Origin of the sequence: Ochrovirga pacifica (assembly GCF_000220525.1) — a bacterium.
Classification (GTDB): domain Bacteria; phylum Bacteroidota; class Bacteroidia; order Flavobacteriales; family Flavobacteriaceae; genus Ochrovirga; species Ochrovirga pacifica.
This window is the reverse complement of the sequence record NZ_AFPK01000036.1, coordinates 38,620-58,806: the sequence shown is the minus strand read 5'-3', so window position 1 is coordinate 58,806 and position 20,187 is coordinate 38,620. Positions and strand designations below refer to the sequence as shown.

General features: G+C 35.3%; 10 protein-coding genes. 6 read left to right on the top strand and 4 right to left on the bottom strand.

What is annotated here, in order from left to right; all coding sequences use genetic code 11:
- The first annotated feature begins 42 nt into the window (after positions 1 to 42).
- The 3 genes from FS85_RS0107260 to FS85_RS0107250 all read left to right on the top strand — a co-directional run bounded on the left by FS85_RS0107260 (position 43) and on the right by FS85_RS0107250 (position 6,600).
- Positions 43 to 3,108, top strand: a complete 3,066-nt coding sequence (locus tag FS85_RS0107260) for a SusC/RagA family TonB-linked outer membrane protein (protein ID WP_010135477.1) — start codon at positions 43 to 45, stop codon at positions 3,106 to 3,108.
- A 23-nt stretch (positions 3,109 to 3,131) separates the two neighbouring features.
- Entirely contained in the window at positions 3,132 to 4,721 is a 1,590-nt protein-coding gene (locus tag FS85_RS0107255) for a RagB/SusD family nutrient uptake outer membrane protein (RefSeq protein ID WP_010135476.1), read from the top strand.
- Between the two features lie 79 nt (positions 4,722 to 4,800).
- Positions 4,801 to 6,600 (top strand): alkaline phosphatase, encoded by a 1,800-nt coding sequence (locus FS85_RS0107250; protein WP_010135475.1) that lies wholly within the window; start codon positions 4,801 to 4,803, stop codon positions 6,598 to 6,600.
- Between the two features lie 153 nt (positions 6,601 to 6,753).
- Here FS85_RS0107250 and FS85_RS0107245 read toward each other — a convergent pair whose 3' ends face one another.
- From FS85_RS0107245 to FS85_RS0107230, 4 genes are all read right to left on the bottom strand, one after another.
- Positions 6,754 to 7,437 carry a haloacid dehalogenase type II gene (locus tag FS85_RS0107245; protein WP_010135474.1) on the bottom strand — a complete coding sequence of 228 codons (684 nt, stop codon included), beginning with the start codon at positions 7,435 to 7,437 and terminating at the stop codon, positions 6,754 to 6,756.
- A gap of 12 nt (positions 7,438 to 7,449) precedes the next feature.
- Positions 7,450 to 8,613, bottom strand: a complete 1,164-nt coding sequence (locus FS85_RS0107240; RefSeq protein WP_010135473.1) for an MFS transporter — start codon at positions 8,611 to 8,613, stop codon at positions 7,450 to 7,452.
- A 126-nt stretch (positions 8,614 to 8,739) separates the two neighbouring features.
- Positions 8,740 to 9,294: a carboxymuconolactone decarboxylase family protein gene (locus tag FS85_RS0107235; protein WP_010135472.1), complete on the bottom strand. Its 555-nt coding sequence runs from the start codon at positions 9,292 to 9,294 to the stop codon at positions 8,740 to 8,742.
- A gap of 75 nt (positions 9,295 to 9,369) precedes the next feature.
- Positions 9,370 to 9,930, bottom strand: a complete 561-nt coding sequence (locus FS85_RS0107230) for a TetR/AcrR family transcriptional regulator (RefSeq protein ID WP_010135471.1) — start codon at positions 9,928 to 9,930, stop codon at positions 9,370 to 9,372.
- A gap of 335 nt (positions 9,931 to 10,265) precedes the next feature.
- Between FS85_RS0107230 and FS85_RS0107225 the strand changes: the two genes are divergently transcribed.
- From FS85_RS0107225 to sov, 3 genes are read left to right on the top strand one after another with little or no spacing between them, the layout of a single operon-like run.
- The gene (locus FS85_RS0107225; RefSeq protein WP_010135470.1) at positions 10,266 to 12,530 is read left to right on the top strand and encodes an NADP-dependent malic enzyme; all 2,265 of its coding nucleotides are present in this window, start codon (positions 10,266 to 10,268) and stop codon (positions 12,528 to 12,530) included.
- 6 nt (positions 12,531 to 12,536) lie between these two features.
- Entirely contained in the window at positions 12,537 to 13,118 is a 582-nt protein-coding gene (gene ruvA / locus FS85_RS0107220) for a Holliday junction branch migration protein RuvA (protein ID WP_010135469.1), read from the top strand.
- 42 nt (positions 13,119 to 13,160) lie between these two features.
- Positions 13,161 to 20,174, top strand: coding sequence for a T9SS outer membrane translocon Sov/SprA (gene sov / locus FS85_RS0107215; RefSeq protein WP_050809627.1), 7,014 nt, complete (start codon positions 13,161 to 13,163; stop codon positions 20,172 to 20,174).
- The last annotated feature ends 13 nt before the right edge of the window (positions 20,175 to 20,187 follow it).

Here is a 20,187-nt window from a genome sequence, read left to right as displayed (position 1 = left end):
CAGACAGGTACATTTGGGCAGAATTAAAACGAATCTATTTAAATGAAAAAAACGTATGTATTTTTATTAGTGCTTTTGGGATGTATTTCGCATTCCTTTGCACAAGTTACTGTAAAAGGGAAAGTAGTTTCTAAAGCAGATAACATGCCAGTACCAGGTGCTTATATAGTGCTTAAAGGGAAAACAAATTCTACCATTACCGATTTTGATGGTAATTTTGTACTAGAATCTAAAGCAAGTAAAGGAATTATAGAAGTTTCTTCTTTAGGTTATAAAAATCAAGAAACTAGCTTTGTTGGCGAGCAATTTTTAGAAATTTCTTTAGCAGAAGATGCTAGCAACTTGGATGAAGTAGTCTTAATTGGTTATGGATCGGCAAAAAAAGGAGATTTAACATCTTCTATCGGAATTGCATCCAATGTAGAAAGCATCCAAAGTAGACCGGTTGCTGGATACAAAGAGTTTTTACAAGGAAACATTGCTGGGGTTACTGTGTCTAACCAAGGAGGTGATCCAACCAGTGGTGCTGATATTAAAATTAGAGGTGTGGGTTCTTTTAACTCAGAATCTCCTTTAATTGTTGTAGACGGTTTTCCATATAATGGACCCGATATCAATCCTAACGACATTGCTTCTGTTTCTGTACTAAAAGATGCAGCAGCAGCAGCAATTTATGGAGCTCAGGCATCGGCAGGGGTAATTGTAATAGAAACTAAAAAAGGAAAAGAAGGAAAACCTAAATTAAGTGTAAATTATTACACAGCAATCAACAGTGCAACCAATTTGCCAACACCTTTAACTGCACAACAGCAAGCAGATGTATACAATATTGCAGCAGACAATGCAGGGGTACCAAGACAATCTGCACACGATGCTACTTTAAATCCTTATGGACAAGTAAACAGAACCAATTGGATAGATGCTATTTTTAGAGATGCTAAAGTAAATAACATCAACGTAGATTTAAGTGGAGCTGGAAAAAGCTTTAACTATTTTACTTCTTTTGCTTACAGAGACAGAGAAGGTGTTTTAGAAGGAACCAAGTCTAAAAGTTACAACCTAAGGTTAAAATCTACGTACAATATTACCGAAAAATTAACTGTTGGAGAAAATTTGTATTTGTCTAGAGACGAAGCATACGGAACCAATACAGACAATCCGTATTCTGGTACCATTATCAATGCAATTTATATGCCTTCTGCATCGCCAACACGTTACCAAGATGGAAGTTTTGCAGGTGTTGTTCCGGAAGATTTGTCAGATTTTGCTGGTGCATATGGTGATACCTACAATCCGCTTGCATTGTTGCTAAGGCCTACTAAAACTTCACCGAGAACACATGTAAATGTAAATGCATTTTTAGCTTACGATATTTGGGACGGACTTTCTTTTAAGTCGAACTATTCTTTTGCTTACAAGCACAACCAAAGCAAGGAATTTACTCCTAAAGTTCCTGAATTGGGGAGATCTAGCAATCAAAATTCACTATCTCAAAGCACTTATACAGCAAACAAGTGGATTTGGGAAAACCAGTTAAGCTATAAAAAATCTTTTGGAGATCATGATGTAAATGCAACAGTTGTCTATTCTGCTCAAAAAGAAAAAGGAGATTCTTTCTCTATTATAGGATATGATTTTTCTTCGGAAGAAGCGTACAACCAATACATAAGAAATGCAAACGACGTAAGACAGCCTTCTAACAGTCCATTTGAAGAAGGTTTAACTTCTGCCATTGCCAGAGTAATGTACAGCTATGCAAACAAATATTACCTATCTGCAAGTGGTCGTGAAGACACAACTTCTAGATTAAAGGGAAGCAATCAATCAGATTTTTTTCCATCTGTTTCTGCTGGATGGAGAATTTCTAACGAAAACTTTTTTGATGTAAACGCTATTGATGACTTTAAAATTAGAGCATCTTGGGGAGAAATAGGAAATATTAGATCTATTTCAGGATACTACGCTTTTGATGTTCCTATTAGCGCAGGAAACGTTGTAATTGGTGAAGATGCTAAGCCAGACAATATTGGTAGGTATGTAGGAAGAAACGGAAATGCAGATTTAAAATGGGAAACGATTGAGTCTTTAGACCTTGGTTTTGATGTTTCGTTCTTAAACCACAGTTTAAATCTAACCTTTGATTATTTTGAGAAAACAACCAAAGGAATGATTATTCCTGGTTTGTCTGATTTAAACCAAGGAATTAGTCCTGCAAGTGTAAATGGAGGAGAGGTTAAAAATACTGGTTTTGAAATTGCAGCTACCTATCAAAATAAAATAGGAGCTTTGGGATATAAGGTAAACGCCAATGCAACTTCGTTAAAAAATAAATTAGAAAACCTAGACGGATACAATGCTATCAACCAAGTTACGTATAACCATGGAGATAATGTAAGAAGTGTGTTAAGACCTTACCAAACTAAAGTAGGAGGTGAGTTATACACGCCATTTTTAGTACCTTATGTAGGAATTTTCCAAAATCAAGCAGAAATTGATGCTTATACCAAAGATGGAAATTTAATTCAGCCCAACGCAAAACCAGGTGATTTTAAATTTGAAGATACCAACAATGACGGTAAAATTTCAGATGCAGATAGAAAATACTACAAAGCATATCAACCAAAACTTACATATAATTTTGGTTTAAATTTAGACTACAAAGGTTTCGACTTGGGCATGATTTTTCAAGGAGTAGCAGATGTAAAAGCGTTTAATGGTTACAAATACACTACTTACAATGCCTCTTTATCTGGATACAATTTAGACAACCGCGTATTAAACGCATGGACTCCTGAAAATACCAACACCAATATTCCTAGATTGTCAACCAAAGACGACAACCGAAACTTTGGAACAACTTCTAGCTGGTATTTAGAAGATGCATCTTACTTAAGAGTAAAAAACATCACTCTAGGATATTCGTTTAATAAAGCGGTGATGGACAAATTGGCTACAGGTTCGTCTTTAAGATTGTATGTATCAGCCGAAAACTTATTTACCCTAACAGATTATTCAGGATTGGATCCAGAAGTAGGAGGAAAAGGATTGGACATTGCAAAGTATCCTGTAGCTAGAACTCTATCATTAGGATTGTTAATGTCTTTATAATCGTTTAAAAAATTAAAAAAACAATGAAAAATATATATAGAAAATTAGGAGTCATCATGCTAAGTTGTTTAGCGTTAAACAACATTTCTTGTTCCGATGATTTTACAGACTTGCAACCATTAGGAAGTGTTTCTAATGCGAACTACTGGAAAAATGAAACCGATGCTATACAAGCGGCCAATGGTTTATATGGATTGATGCACGATCAAGAAATGTTTGGTAGAGGTTTCTTTTGGTACATAAATGCATCAGATGATATGATTACAGGACGTATTAAAGCAACGGCAGATGTAATTAAAGATTTTAATATAGATGGTAGCGAGGGTAGTTACACTTCTACTTGTTACGAAAAAAGTTACAGAATTATCAGAAGAGCTAATGATATAATTTTAAATGTCCCAGCTATGGACATCGATCAAGAGCTTAAAAATCGAGTTTTGGGAGAAGCCTATTTTATGCGTGGCTTTAGTTACTTTTGGGTAGCACATACGTATGGAGATGATGTAAATGGTGGTGTGCCTATTGTTACAGAAGAAAATATGTTCGACCCTTCGGGTAGTTATACAAGACCTGCAAGTGTTACAGAAAACTATGCAATGATTGTTGAAGATTTGCAAAAAGCTGCAGATTTATTACCACTATTTACAACCTATAGTGCAGAAGACAAAGGAAGAGCACACAAAGATGCTGCTTTGGCTTACATAGCAAAAACCAATTTGTACTGGGCAGCATACGATGCTTCTAGATATGCTGAGGTGGTAAAATATGCAGATTTGGTAACCAACTCCGGTTCAGGTAGAGGGTTGGTAAACACAGGAAATCCATCACAAGATTTTAGAGAATTACACAGTCATCTAAACAATTGGGGAAGTGAATACATTTGGTCTGTAAATTCTGGTGTAAACAATGGAAGTATTTTGTCAGGTGTAATGTTAGAAAACAAAGGCTGGGGTAAATACAACGGTTGGGGTTATTACACACCATCTGAAGGTTTGTACAACGAATTTGAAGTTGGTGATGCTCGTAAAGCAGTAACAATTTTAAGTTTTGGTGACGATTTTACTTTTTTTGGAGAGGACAGAAGGTATTACTCAGAAAACTCTTTGTCTGGTTTCCAGTTCAACAAATACATGTACGAATTCCAGTTTGAAAACCCTATAGGAACTTATTTAAACTCCAATGGAGACAATCCCTCTACCGTTTACAATGTGCCTCTAATGCGTTATGCAGAGGTGTTATTAATGAAAGCAGAAGCATTAATTATGCAAGGACAAAACGGTGATGCTCCTTTAAATTTAGTGAGACAAAGAGCTGGTTTGGAGTCTATTACCAACGCAACGATGGACGATTTAAAACACGAGCGTAGAGTAGAACTGGCGGGAGAATTTGCTAACAGACACTTTGATTTGGTTCGTTGGGGAGATGCAAAACAGACATATGCACAACCAATTTATGGTAGAATTTATACAGATAGATCTAACCCTGATTCTCCATATACTTCAGAAATTGTTTGGCCAGCTAGAAATTTTGATGATACCTATATGAATGTATGGCCTATACCAAGTAAGGTAATACAGTCTTCAGGAATTCCTCAGAACAAAGGTTGGAATTGATAGTTTGTTTTTTAGTAATTAAGTTTTTCACAAATCCAAAAAGGTGCTATTTCGGTAGCACCTTTTTAAAAAATAGTATATGTTTTTAGTTTTCAAAAATAAAGTTTACCTCTTTGTTTTAATGCTTTTTAGCACCTTATGTTTTTCTCAGCACAATCAAGATATAAGAATACAATCTCACAACGATTATTTGCAAAAAACTCCTTTTTGGACTGCTTTTACTAGCGGTTTAAATGTTATAGAGGCTGATGTTTTTTTACAACATGGACAACTTATGGTTGCACATACAGCTTCTGAAATTCACTCTGAGGCTACTTTTGATAAATTGTATTTACAACCTCTTGATCAAATCTCTAGCAAAGCTGAAGATTTGCACAAGGACTTTACTTTACTAATCGATGTAAAATCAGAAGCCATCCAGACTTTAAAAGCCATTCATAAAGAATTAGAAAAATACCCGCAAATAGTAGCTCATCCGCACATCAATTTTGTGATTTCGGGGAACAGACCAGCATCCAATACGTATCATACCTATCCCAAATATATTTCTTTTGATTATCAAGAATTGGATGCCGATTTAGCACCTAGAGATTTAAAAAAAGTAGCTATGGTTAGTACTAGTTTTAAAGACTATTCCGAGTGGAATGGTAAGGGGAGATTAACTCATCAAGATTATAACAAAGTAACCTCAGCAATTAGAAAAGGAAAAAGGTTTGGAAAGCCTTTTCGTTTTTGGGCAACACCAGATTCTAAAACAGCATGGCGAATTTTTATAGAGTTGGGCGTTGATGTTATCAATACCGATCAGCCTCACCGTTGTGCAACCTATGTACGTAGTTTGCAGCACAGAACCATTCATGCAAAAATTGCCTCAAAAGTGTATCAACCTACTTTTGCGTACGACAACGCACAAGAAAAGGTAAAAAACATTATTCTTTTAATTGGTGATGGAAATGGATTGTCTCAAATTTCATCAGCAGCCTTAGCTAATAAAGGAGAGCTAACGCTAACACAGTTAAAAAATATTGGCTTGATAAAAACCCAGTCAGCAGACGATTTTACCACCGATTCTGCAGCAGCAGGAACAGCTCTTGCTACTGGTCAAAAAACGAACAATCGTGCCATTGGTACCGATGTTCATGGAGCAGATTTACAAAACATTACAGAATTATTGCACAACAAAGGTTTTGCTACTGGGGTTATTACTACAGATGAAATTACAGGAGCAACACCGTCTTCTTTTTATGCACATCAGATAGATAGATCGCAAAAAAAGGAAATTGCTCAAGATTTATTAGCAAGCAAACTCGACTTTTTTGCTGCTGGTGGTGCCAAAACATTTTACGATTTACCTATTCACAATACATTTACCTTGTTAGCTAAGGTTGATGAATTGCCTAAAACCAAAGCAGACCGAGTTGGAGTTTTTTTAGCAGAAGGAGGTGTGCCATCTATATTGTCGGACAGAGGGAATGTTTTGGCAGAGGTGACCCAAGGAGCATTACAGTTTTTAAATAACAAACAACAGCCTTTTTTCTTGATGATAGAAGCTGCTCAAATTGACAGCTTTGGTCATGCCAACAACACAGAAGGTATTGTTTTAGAAGGAATTGATTTTGATAGAGCCATCAGCAAAGTCATTCAGTTTGCCGATAATAATCCAGGAACTCTTGTGATTATTACTGCAGACCACGAAACCTCTGGATTTAGCGTTTCTAGCGGAAATGTAGATGAACACAAAATAGAAGGAGGTTTTGTTACCCATGACCATACAGGGAGTATGGTTCCCATTTTTTCTTATGGCCCTCGTGCCAGTACCTTTAGTGGAGTTTATGAAAACAACCAAGTGTTTCATAAAATCTTAGAAGTTTTAGAGTAAATTTTGTTTTAAGTTTGAGTAAAACGGCCTGAGAATTTTCCTTAGGTCGTTTTTTGTCGCATCAGAAAATGTTATTTTTTTGACTGCTTTCTAATAGATGAATAGTACGGGTTTAAGATGTGAATCCGAGTACTAGTATATGCACTCACATCATTAACCCATAGCAATCAATTTTTTTGCAATATCCAATAAGTTTTTTTCATGTATTTCGGGCAAAGGAGCTAGTGGATACAGTTCTTGTTGAGGTCTGGCAATAAAAGCTGCTCTTGCACCTGCCCACAAAGCACCTGCTACATCCCATCCGTGAGCAGCAATAAGCATGCATTCATTAAGAGTTACCCCTTGTTTTTCTGCGGCCCATTGATAGACTTTTTTATGAGGCTTGTAGGTACCCAAAGTTTCTACGCTGAGTTGTGCATCAAAAAAAGAGGAAATTCCTGCGTTTCTAAGCTGAGCATTCATGGCTTTTTCAGAAGAATTGGTCAACGCAACTAATTGGTAGCCGGCACTTTTTAGCAATGCCAAGGCTTCCTCTACTTCAGGATGTGGAGAAAGTTTTTGAAAGTGTTGTATAACTTCTTTTGCTTTTTCTTTGTGTAGAACTATATTATTTTGCGTAGCAACCATTTGTAAAGTAGCTACAGCAATTTGACTAAAATCTGCAAATTGGTTACTAGCGGTGCTCACTAAAGAGTGATGTAATAACATACTAAACCATAAGGGAGCTAGACCTTCTCTTCCGTTAAGGGCTTTGCCAACCGTTATTTTTAGTTCCTTCAAATCTAACAACGATTCGTTCACATCAAAAAATAATACTTTGGGTTTAGAGGGCTTCATGCTACGAATAATTTAAATGATTTTATAATTTCTTTTTTGGTTTAATAGATACAAAAAATAGGTAAACAGCAAACCAATCAGGGCCAATATTACACCTAATAATGAAGGATAGGTGTATCCAAAACCAAATGTTAATATAGCACCACCTAAGAAAGCTCCTAGTGAATTTCCTACATTAAATGCAGCTTGGGAAACTCCTGCCCCCACCATCTCTGATTTTCCTGCAGTTTTAATCATTAAAGTCTGTATGGGAGCCCCCAAAGCCAAAAAACAAGCACCTCCAGTAAAACATAAAATCAAGGCAATGCTAGTGATGTGAGCAAACAAAAACACCAACATTAAGTTGATTGCTATGGCTCCAAACAAAATCATACAAGCTTTGATAGGTGCAACTTTATCTGCCAATCTTCCACCTAAAATATTCCCTACAAACATGCCCAAGCCAATCAAAGTCATAATGCCCATCAAGTAGGTTTTGGGTATGTGGGCTACTTTAGTCATTAACGGAGCAATATAACTCAACCAAGCAAATCCTCCTCCTGTACCTATGGCGGTCATTAAGGTAATAATCCAAGCTTCTTTGGTTTTAAAAAAGGACAATTCTCCTTTGATATCGGTTTGGTTTTTAATAGGTAAATTAGGCAACCAATAATACAAAGATAGCATTGTAATAAGCCCTATAACCGCTACGATACCTAATGTAATTCGCCAGGACAAAGTTTGTCCTAAGACTGTTCCTAAAGGTACCATAATCAAATTGGCTATAGTTAAACCCGCAAACATCATCGATATATTTTTAGCTTCTTCTCCTTTTTTTGCCAATCTACTTGCAATGATGGATCCGACTCCAAAAAAAGCTCCATGAGGCAATCCAGAAAAAAATCGAAGCAAATACATTACATTTTCATTAGGGCTTAATGCCGTTAGAATATGAAAAAAGGTAAAAAGAGACATCAAGCCTAAAACAATTTTTTTTGGTGTAAACCTTCCTGATAAAAATACAATGAGGGGTGCACCTATGACCACACCCAAAGCGTACAAAGAAATAAATCCTCCTGCTTGAGAGATGCTAATGTCAAAATATTCTGCTACGGTGGGCAACAAGCCCATCATCACAAATTCCGTAGTTCCTATAGAAAGTCCTCCTAAAGCTAAGGGAAGTAATTCTTTTTTCATTAAGTGAATGTTTATGTATCACAAAGGTACAGGCTATAAATTGCCTATTTGTTATCATTTTATAAGAAAGCAACAAACCCTACAAAAAATATTTTCTGTAGGGTTTTAATTGTTTGTATTGTTATTTTATGCTTGTTTTTCCCAAGCAAATTTTTGGAATGGAGCATCTATTGGAGTATTGGCAATATGGTTGGTATAATTGCTAATTACCTTTTGAGACAGTCCTAAAATAATTTCTAAGACCTGTTGCTCACCATAACCAACAGCGTAAAATGCTTCCAATTCTTGTTGACTTACATGTCCGCGATTTCTTACAATTTTTAGGGTTAATGTGCGCAAGGCTTCTAATTTTTCATCTGCCAAGGGTGTTTCGTTACGCAACGCTTCTATAATATCATCGTCAACGTTCATAGATTTTGCAATACCTGTATGTGCTGGTACACAGTAATGACATGCGTGTTCTACATTAATGGTTTGCCAAACAACAGTCAATTCGTCTTCGTTAAAAGAAGTCTTTGTAAACAGTTCGTGCAATTTTTGATATCCGTCTAAAATGCTTGGAGCTCCTGCCAACACACCGTGCAATCCAGGAATCATTCCATAAGCTTTTTGTGATTTTTCTATCAGGGGTTTGCTTGCTTCAGGTGCTGAGTCTAAATCGTGAACTTTTAAAGTTGTCATTTTTGTTTAATTTTAAGGGTTATACTATTTATAATTTATAACTAAGCAAATGCTTAGTTATGTTGTAAAAAAAAGTTACAGGTGTAAAAATGTAATTTCTATCATGTTGTTCAATTGTGTTTTGTCAAAAACTTTAGAAGCTAATGAAAGTCCTAATAAATTGTTCATTAAATAATCCGCTTGTTTTTGAACGATTGCTTCCTTTTTTAAGTCGTCTTGTTTTAGATTGCTTACAAACAAATTTCGAATTTCGTTAGCAAACCTTTTTAAGGCTTCTAAAATCTCGACATCTGTAGGTTTTATTTCGTTGATGGAATTGGTTACTAAGCAACCTTTGTAGCTGATTCCTTCTAGAGAAAAATCTAAAAAATCGTAAAAATATTGCTGTATGCCTGCAACTCCATTTTGCGAGTTTGCAAGCTTCGATTTGATTTTGTGCAATTGGCGATTGTAACATTCAATACTTTTTAAAAAAACCCCTTGCTTATTTTTAAAGCTGGCATACATAGAAAACTGGTTGATGCCCATCTCTTTTTCTAACATGCGCACCGAAGTAGCCTCGTAACCATTCTTCCAAAAAAGATGCATTGCTTTTTCGATGACTTCTTGTTCGTTGTATTGTTTTTTTCTTGCCATGGTATATCTACAAAACTAAGCATTAGCTTAGAAATAAGAAAATGAAAAGTAAAACAATTTGGTGTTAAGACATGTAAATATATATTTAGCAAAAACTTTAGTAACTAATTCTTACATCAATTCCATAAATTTTAATCCAGAAGACAGATTTATAAAAACAAAAAGGCTAAAACCTTTAAAATTCCCTAAAAAAATCGCAAGCATCTTTTAGTATTATTCTATATTTTGCATCTGTTTTTCTGATATGTATCTAAAAAATGAAGAATCTTTAAAAAGCAAGCATAAATTTTCAGTCTATATACAAATGCTATCTTTGTCATACCAAAAATCAAATTATGAGCTTAACTAAAAAAGAACTAGAAGCACTGCATTACCACCAGTTTCCGCAACCAGGAAAAATTAAGGTAGTGCCTACCAAAAGATACGCAACACAAAGAGATTTGGCTTTGGCTTATTCGCCTGGTGTAGCCACTCCATGTTTGCAGATAGAAAAAAATCCAGAAGATGCCTATAAATACACTTCTAAAGGAAACTTGGTTGCCGTGATTTCTAATGGAACAGCAGTTTTAGGATTGGGAGATATTGGACCTTTGGCAGGAAAACCTGTTATGGAAGGAAAAGGATTGTTGTTTAAAATTTTTGCAGATATCGATGTATTTGATATTGAAGTAGACACCAAAGACGTTGACAAGTTTATAGAAACGGTTAAGGCAATTGCTCCAACGTTTGGAGGAATCAATCTAGAAGATATTAAAGCTCCTGAAGCTTTTGAAATTGAAAGAAGATTAAAGGAAGAGTTAGATATTCCTGTAATGCACGATGATCAGCATGGTACAGCTATTATTTCTGCTGCTGCTTTAAAAAATGCAGTAGAATTAACAGGAAAAGAAATGGCCGCTATAAGAGTTGTGGTGAACGGAGCTGGAGCAGCTGCTATTTCTTGTACAAAATTGTACAAAGCATTAGGGGTGTTGCCACAAAATATTATCATGTGCGACAGTAAAGGAGTAATCTCTACAAAGCGAGAAGACCTGACAGAACAGAAGAAAGAGTTTGCCGTAACTACGGATTTTACCACTTTAGAAGAAGCTATTAACGAAGCGGATGTGTTTATTGGGTTGTCGGTTGCGGGTGCCTTAACTCCAGATATGTTAAAAACAATGGCTCCCAACCCCATTGTATTTGCCATGGCCAACCCAGTACCAGAAATAGACTACGATTTGGCTGTTGGAACAAGAGATGATGTGATTATGGCAACAGGTAGATCTGATTATCCTAATCAGGTAAACAACGTTTTAGGATTCCCATTTATTTTTAGAGGAGCTTTGGATGTAAGAGCTACAGCAATTAACGAAGAAATGAAAATGGCTGCTGTAAATGCCTTGGCAGATATGGCTAAAAAAAATGTGCCAGAGCAAGTAAACATTGTTTATGGAGAGAAAAACCTTCAATATGGTAGAGAATACATCATACCAAAACCTTTTGACCCAAGATTAATTTACGAATTGCCACCTGCAATTGCCAAAGCTGCAATGGATAGTGGAGTAGCCAAAGCACCTATAACCAATTGGGATGCCTATGTGCACGAATTGATGGAGCGTTCGGGAGCAGGAAGTAAATTTGAACGTATGTTGGTAAGCCGTTCTAGAAAAGATCCAAAACGTGTGGTTTTTCCAGAAGGAGAGCACATGAATGTACTAAAAGCAGCACAAATTGCTAGTGATGAGGGAATAGCTATTCCTATTTTGTTAGGAAATGTAGAGCTTATCAAAGCCCTAAAAGAAGAAATTGGTTTTGAAAAAGAAGTTGAAATTATCGATCCGCAAAGTGATGAGTACACTGACAAAGTAAATGAATATGCAGAAAAATATTGGAAAAAACGCCAACGCAAAGGAATTCGTCTGTTAGATGCTCAAAAACACATGGTAACGCGTAACTATTTTGCGGCCATGATGGTTGATGAAGGAGAAGCAGATGCAATGGTATCAGGGTATTCTAGAAATTATCCATCTACCGTAAAACCTATTTTTGAAACGATTGGTAAAAGAGATGAGGTAAAAAGAATTGCGGCTGCCAATATTATGATTACCGAAAAAGGACCATTAATTTTTACAGATACTACAGTAAATATTGATCCTGATTCTGAAACACTTGCAAACATTGCTGAGCTAACAAGCGGAATGGCTAAAATATTTGCAATAGAACCACATATAGCGTTTTTATCGTACACCAATTTTGGTGGTGTGCCTTCTGCTGGAGTTGCCAAAGTAGAAAAAGCTGTAGAGGTGATTAAAACCCAAAGACCAGATTTAAATGTAGATGGACCAATTCAGGCAGATTTTGCACTGAATCATGATTTGTTAGAAAAAGAATTTTCTTTCTCAGAATTGTGTGGAAAGGAGACAAATACATTTATTTTTCCTAGTTTAGATGCAGCAAACATTTCTTATAAAATGATTAAGGAATTGACTGATGCAACTTCTATTGGACCCTTGTTGATGGGATTAAAAAAACCAGCACATGTGGTACAGTTAGGAGCAAGTGTAGACGAAATTGTAAACATTATTGCGGTTGCAGTCATCGATGCTCAAAACCAATAACCATAAATGATTACACACTTAAGAGGAAAACTTATAGAAAAAAATCCAACCTATGCTATTGTAGAATGCAATGGCGTAGGTTATTTTTTACATATTTCATTAACATCTTTTTCCCAAATCCCAGATTCAGAACTTATTACAATTTATACGCATTTAATCGTTAGAGAAGATGCACATACTTTATATGGGTTTATGTCTATTTTGGAACGAGAAATTTTTAAATTGCTGATTTCAGTTTCGGGCATTGGACCGAGCATTGCAAGAACTGTATTGTCATCTCTTACCACAGACGAGATTCAACATGCATTAGTATCTGAAAATGTATCGGTGATACAGTCTGTTAAAGGGATTGGAGCCAAAACAGCTCAGAAAGTTATTCTTGAGTTAAAAGACAAAGTAGCAAAAACATACGGATTGTCTGCCGAAGTAATTGCAGAAAGTAATAGTGTTAAAGAAGAAGCATTATCAGCATTAGAGGTGTTAGGATATATAAAAAGACAAGCAGAAAAAGTAGTAAATGCTTTATTAAAAGAAACACCAAATGCATCCGTGGAAGAATTGATAAAATTAGCTTTGAAAAAATTATAGTCATAAAGTTTGAATAAGAGTTTTCAAATATTCATTTTGTTTTTGTTCGTTTTAGTTACAGGATACGGACAAGAAAACACCGAGCCTACAAAAAAGGAAACAGACTCTATTCGTAAGCCTCGTTTTTCTTTTGACAACAAGAAGGACGGTACACTTTATTTAAAGAATCCTACAGAGAAAACAACAGAATACGATCCTAGTATTGGTAGGTATATTGTTAGAGAACGTATTGGACAAACTAGTTTTACCTTACCCAAGTACTATACCGAAGAGGAATACAAAAAATATAGATTACAGCAAGATATTCACAATTACTTTAGGAATAAAACAGCGGCTATAGAAGGAAAGAAAAAAGGTTCGGAAGAGGCTCAAAAAGACTTACTACCAACAATGTATGTAAACAGTAAGTTTTTTGAAACTTTATTTGGCGGAACAGAAATTAAATTAGTTCCTAGAGGGTCTTTAACTTTAAATTTTGGGGTTTTGTATCAAAATGTAGAAAATCCTACGATTTCCGAAGAAAATCAAAGAAGCCTTACACCTAATTTCGATCAGCAAATTAGAGCAAGTATTTCTGCAAAAGTAGGAAAGGCATTAACGGCTGAAATTAACTACGATACCCAATCTACTTTTAGTTTTCAAAATCAATTAAAATTAGATTTTGAGTCTAATGAAGACGATTTGATTCAAAAATTAGAAGTAGGAAACATCAACATGGATATTAAAAACAATCTGATTAGCGGATCGCAAAGTTTGTTTGGGATAAAAGCCAAGTTGCAATTTGGAGCTACCACTGTTACTGGAGTTTTTTCTCAACAACAATCTCAGGCAAAAAATATTATGGCCGAAGGAGCATCTGCCTTAACAGAGTTTGAGTTAAGAACTACACAATACGATAATAACAGACACTTTTTTATAGCTCAATATTTTAGAAACACCTACAACGATGCTTTGGCTCAGTTGCCTTTAATTAATTCTAATGTACAAATTACTAAGTTAGAAGTTTGGGTAACCAATAGAAATACCAATACCGAAGAAGTTAGAAACATTGTAGGTTTGGTAGATTTAGGAGAGTCAGGAAAAGACAAATACGACACAAGCAAAAGTAACATTACTAGCAATCAGGTTACTGCAACCAACCCTACGGCAATTAATGTGTTGCCAGATAATAAAGTCAACTCCTTAAATCAATACATCGGAACAGACAAAACGCAACTAAGAAGGGTGCAAGATGTAGACAATACTTTAGCCAGTTTTAACAAAGGAAGCGAATATACCATTCTAGAAAACGCCAGAAAGTTAAGAGCCGATGAGTATACATTTCATACGCAACTAGGATATATATCTTTAAATTCTCGCCTAAACGACGGAGATGTATTAGCCGTTGCATTTGAATATATACAAAACGGACAAGTATACAGAGTAGGAGAATTGTCTACCGATGGTATTGCTAGTAATGAAAATATTGTAGTAAAATTAGTAAGGCCACAACTTATTAACACCCAAGAAAAAGTTTGGGATTTAATGATGAAAAACGTTTACAATATTGGTGCATATAATTTAGATAGAGACGGTTTTAGAATGAGTTTGTTGTATAGAGAAGATGCTACAGGACAAGCTACTAACAACTTACTAAAAGCCAAAGATGATGAAATAAAAAAAAGAACACTCTTAAACATTACTCGCTTAGACCGATTGGATGTAAATAGTAATCAAACCAGAACTTATACAACGGATGGAGGAACAACCTATCAAAAAGGAGATGGTTTTTTTGATTTTATTGAAGGACTCACAGTAAATTCTACCAACGGAACAATCATTTTCCCATCTATAGAGCCGTTTGGACGAGACCTGCAAGCACAATTAACAATTGCAGAAGATCGAAATAAATATCCTTTTAATGAAATGTATACCACTACTGCTTCTGTTGCAGAGAATGATTATCAAAATAAGGATAAATTTTTTGTAACAGGTTTGTACACCTCTAGTGGTGATGACGGAATTCCATTGGGTGCATTTAATGTACCAAGAGGATCTGTTACGGTAACAGCAGGAGGAATTCAGCTGGTAGAAGGAATAGATTATACGGTAGATTATGTGGCAGGACGTGTTAGAATTATCAATCCATCTATAGAGTCATCGGGGCAAGCAATTAATGTTTCTTTAGAAAACAACTCGTTTTTTAATCAACAGCAAAAAACCTTTTTAGGATTGGATGTAGAGCACAAGTTTAGCGATAAGTTTGTCTTAGGAGCAACCTACCTAAACATTAAAGAAAGACCCATTACCAACAAAGTTCAGTTAGGACAGGATCCCATTAACAACTCTATGTACGGAATGAATTTAAGCTACAGCGGAGAAGTTCCTTTTTTAACAGACATGGTAAATTATTTGCCCAATATAGATACAGATGCACCGTCTACCATATCGGTTAGGGGAGACATTGCTTATTTAAAACCAGGAACTCCATCAAGCATAGATATTGGAGGAGAAGCAACCACTTATATAGATGATTTTGAAGGTGCTCAAATTCCCATCAACATAGGAATATCGCAAGATTGGTCTTTGGCCAGTGTTCCCGTTTCTTTTGATGGAAATTCTTTTGGAGCAGAAAGCAGCAATAGTACAGACTCGGGAAAAAAAAGAGCCAAATTGGCGTGGTACAATATCGATCAATTGTTCTATAGCAACTCTTCATTAAAACCAGGAAACATCAATTCAGAAGAGCTGTCTAGAGCAGAAGTAAGACAAGTAGAAAACGGAGAACTATACCCAGAAAGAAATTTAGACGTTACCCAAAGAAATACCATCCGTACTTTTGATATGACGTATTATCCTAACGAACGCGGTCCTTACAACTACCAATCTATTTCGGATGCAACAAACCCTAAAAAAATACAAAATCCAGCCGAGAATTGGGCAGGAATTACACGAGGTTTAATTACCACAGATTTTCAAAGATCTAACATACAATATATAGAGTTTTGGTTGCAAGACCCGTACGAGCACTACAGCATTAACAATAACGAAGCCATTGTAGAAAATCCAAATCCAACGAACCAAAAAGGAAGTTTGTATTTTAATTTAGGAAGCATTTCGGAGGATGTGTTAAAAGATAGTAGAAAATCTTTTGAAAACGGTTTGCCAGAAGACGGAGACCAAAATGCCATAGAAACCACAAACCTGGCAGACATTCCTACAGAAAAATCTTTGTTATATGCCTTTGGTTCGGGTGATGCCGCAAGAAGAAATCAAGATGTAGGTTTGGATGGGATGAATGACGATAGAGAACGAGAAAGATTTCCTGAAGTCGCTGCCTTAGAAGATCCATCATCGGACAACTATCAGTTTTTTAGAGGAAGTAATTTAGATGCTCAAAACGCTTCTATTTTAACCCGATATAAAAACTACAACAATCCACAAGGAAACTCGCCAACTGCTGGACTAAATAACGAAGATTATCCTATTTCAGCAACCAACAATCCGGATGTTGAAGATGCCGATAGAGACCAAACCATGAATACGCTAGATGCATATTGGCAGTATAAAATTGATTTGTCTCAAGCAAATTTAAGCAAAACCACCAACAACTATATAATTGATGAACGCACCACTACCGTAACATTAGACAACGGAAGACAAGAAAGTTTTAAATGGTATTTGTTTAGAGTTCCTATTTCTGATGGAGAAGCTATTGGTAACATAAACAGCTTTCAATCTATTAGATTTATGCGTATGTTCTTAACCGATTTTGAAATTCCCATCAACTTACGTTTTGCAGATTTGCAAATGGTACGAGGAGATTGGAGAATTTACGATCAAATTATAGACAATAACGATTTAATTTATGATAGACCTAACGAAGCCAGTGAAAATATTGTAGAAACAGGAACGGTAAACTTTGAAGAGAATGAAAATCGTGTGCCAATTAACTATACGTTGCCTCCTACAATTACTAGAGAACGTTTGCAAGGAACATCTAACGTATTGCAACAAAACGAGCAATCGTTAACCGTTACAGTTGATAAACTACAAGAAAACCACACTGTTGGGGTTTATAAAAATGTAAATGTAGATATGCGTATGTTTAAACGTTTAAAGATGTTTATACACGCAGAGGAGTTGCAGCTAAACACCATTAGCGATAAAGACTTGGTGGCTATAATAAGGTTAGGATCAGATACAAACGATAACTTTTATCAGATAGAAATTCCGTTAAAAGTTACCAAAGTAAACAACTTAGGAACAAACAATACCTTAAGCCCAACAGCTGTCTGGCCAGAAGAAAATAATTTAGACATTGCGTTAAGCAAATTGGTAAGTGCTAAGTTACAAAGAGATCAAGCTAAATTCTCGGCTTCGGAAATATATACATCAAGTATTGTAACAGATAACACGAATATAATTAGAGTAAAAGGAAATCCAAATTTATCGAATGTAAGAACTGTATTTTTAGGAATTAAAAATGCAGACGTTATTCAAAAATCTGCCGAAGTTTGGTTCAACGAACTTAGAATGGCTGGTTTTGATAATCAAGGAGGATGGGCAACAACAGTGGCTGCCGATGCAACTATTGCAGATTTTGCAAAAGTATCTGCAACAGGAGGATACCAATCAGTAGGTTTTGGAAATATAGACCAAACGGTAAATGAAAGAAGTCAAGAAGAAATAAAAAGTTATAGCGTAAATACAAGCGTAAATGCAGGGCAGCTATTGCCAAAAAAATGGAATGTTAAAATTCCTGTAAACTACACGGTGTCTGAAGAAATAAGAACGCCAAAATTTGATCCTAGATATGAAGATGTAAAAGTAGAAGATGCCAAAAGTCAGGGAGTAGATACCCAAAATATTGAAATAAAAAACAAGCGTAGGGGAATTAGTTTTATCAATGTAAAAAAAGAAAGATCGACAAGCACATTACGAAAACCACAACCTTATGACATTGAAAATTTTAGTGTTTCCTATAGCTATAGCGATGCAATTAATGAAAGCTATGTGGTAGAAAAAGATCTTATGCAAAGTGTAAAAGCATCGGCAAATTATACTTATAAATTTAAACAAATAGAAGTAGAGCCTTTTAAGAAATCTAAGCTTTTTAAAAACAAAAAACTGGCTATTTTAAAAGATTTTAATTTTAATTTGCTACCATCGGACATTAGTATTAATAGCAATATTAACAGGACTTATAACGAGTTTAGAACGCGCGATTTGTTAGAGAATGAAGGAATTGAATTGCCAACGCTAAAGCAACGTAACTTTATGTTTAATTGGGATTATAGAATAGGTTATCAATTGTCTAATGCCATCAACCTAACTTTTAATGCCAACAATAGTTATGTGTATGATGCTTTTGAACGTAATATAAACACAGACGAGCAAGAAGCTGCATTGGATGAGATAGGATTGTATTCTAACTTTTTTGAAATAGGAAGACCCAGTCAATACAGTCAGAATTTAACGGCCACTTATAAATTGCCTATTCATAAGCTTCCGTTTTTAAGTTTTGTAAATGCAGATTATTCGTACACTGGTAATTTTAATTGGCAAGCAGCCTCACCAGATTTTGTAGAACGAGTAGGAAATGCCATTAGCAACGGAAATACACACAACCTTACAGGAAGTTTAAGTTTTTCTAAACTGTATAGTGAAATAGGCTTAAAGAAATTGTTTAGCTCTAAAAACGATCGATTAAAATCTTCTAAAAAGACTTCGGTAAAAGATGTAATTTACGATTTGCTAACCTCTGTAAAACAAGGACGAGTAAGTTATGTACGTAACACCAATAGTACCCTAAACGGATATACACCAGAAATAGGGTTTTTAGGAAGGGATAATTTTGGAGGAGGATATGCTCCAAGTTTGGGATTTGTATTTGGTCAGCAAAAAAATATAGTAAGAAATGCCATTTTAAATGGATGGTTTATTGGTACAGGGGATTCGGTAGATCCTGATGTAACTTACAACAGAATTTACAATCAAAATCAGATTACCACTTTAGATTATAGTCTAACACTAAAGCCAATAAAAGATCTAAACATTCAGTTAACTGCAGACAGAAGTTATAGTCGTAATAGGCAGATGCAAGTTGTAAATCAGCAAGTAGGAGGCGAAGAGGTGTTGTCGCCAACACAACGTAACGATTTTGGAAACTTTAGCATTTCATATTCGCTATTTAAAACTGCAGTAGGAAAACAACCCGAAGCTTTGTTTACTACCTTTTTAGAAAATAGACAAAAAGTGGTAGGAAGCATACACCCCAATTACCAAAGCCTAGTAGACAACGGAGAAGGAACGTTGTCGCAAGCGTTAAATAGTCAAGAAGTTTTAATTCAATCTTTCTTGGCAGCTTATAGCGGTAACGAAGTAGAAAACAAAAGTATTTTTAAAAACATTCCTGTTCCTAATTGGCAGCTAACATACAAAGGCTTAATGCGATTGAAGTTTTTTAAAGAGCGTTTTTCTAACTTTACAGTAACACATGGTTACAACTCGTCTTTTGCAATTAATAATTATTCTACCAATTTAAATTCTGATACAAGCAACCCTTTTCAATCTGATTTAATATACTCTGGAGTTACACTTATTGATGCTTTTTCTCCTTTAATTAAGCTAGATGTAAAACTAAAAAACTCTTTAACCTTTAGAGGAACTGTAAACACAAGCAGAACGCTTTCGCTAAATTTAAACAACATTACCCTGTCAGAAATGGTAGGAAGTGAGTACATTTTTGGACTTGGTTACAGAATTAAAGATGTTAAACTTAGAACACGATTTTTTAGAAAATTAAGAGTCTTGCAAGGAGACATAAATATAAAAGCAGACATTAGCTACAGAACCGATGAGACTTTTGTAAGAAGTGTTGATGCAAGTTCTAATCAGCCAGTAGGAGGACAAAATTTATTAGGAGTTAAAGTTGCAGCAGATTACAATTTAAGTCGTAATTTTACAGCATCATTGTATTACGATCAAAATGTAACCAACTATGCCATTTCTACCCTGTATCCAAATCAATCTATAAACGCAGGAATTAGTTTGGTCTACAATTTAGGAAATTAACAAAACAAACAAA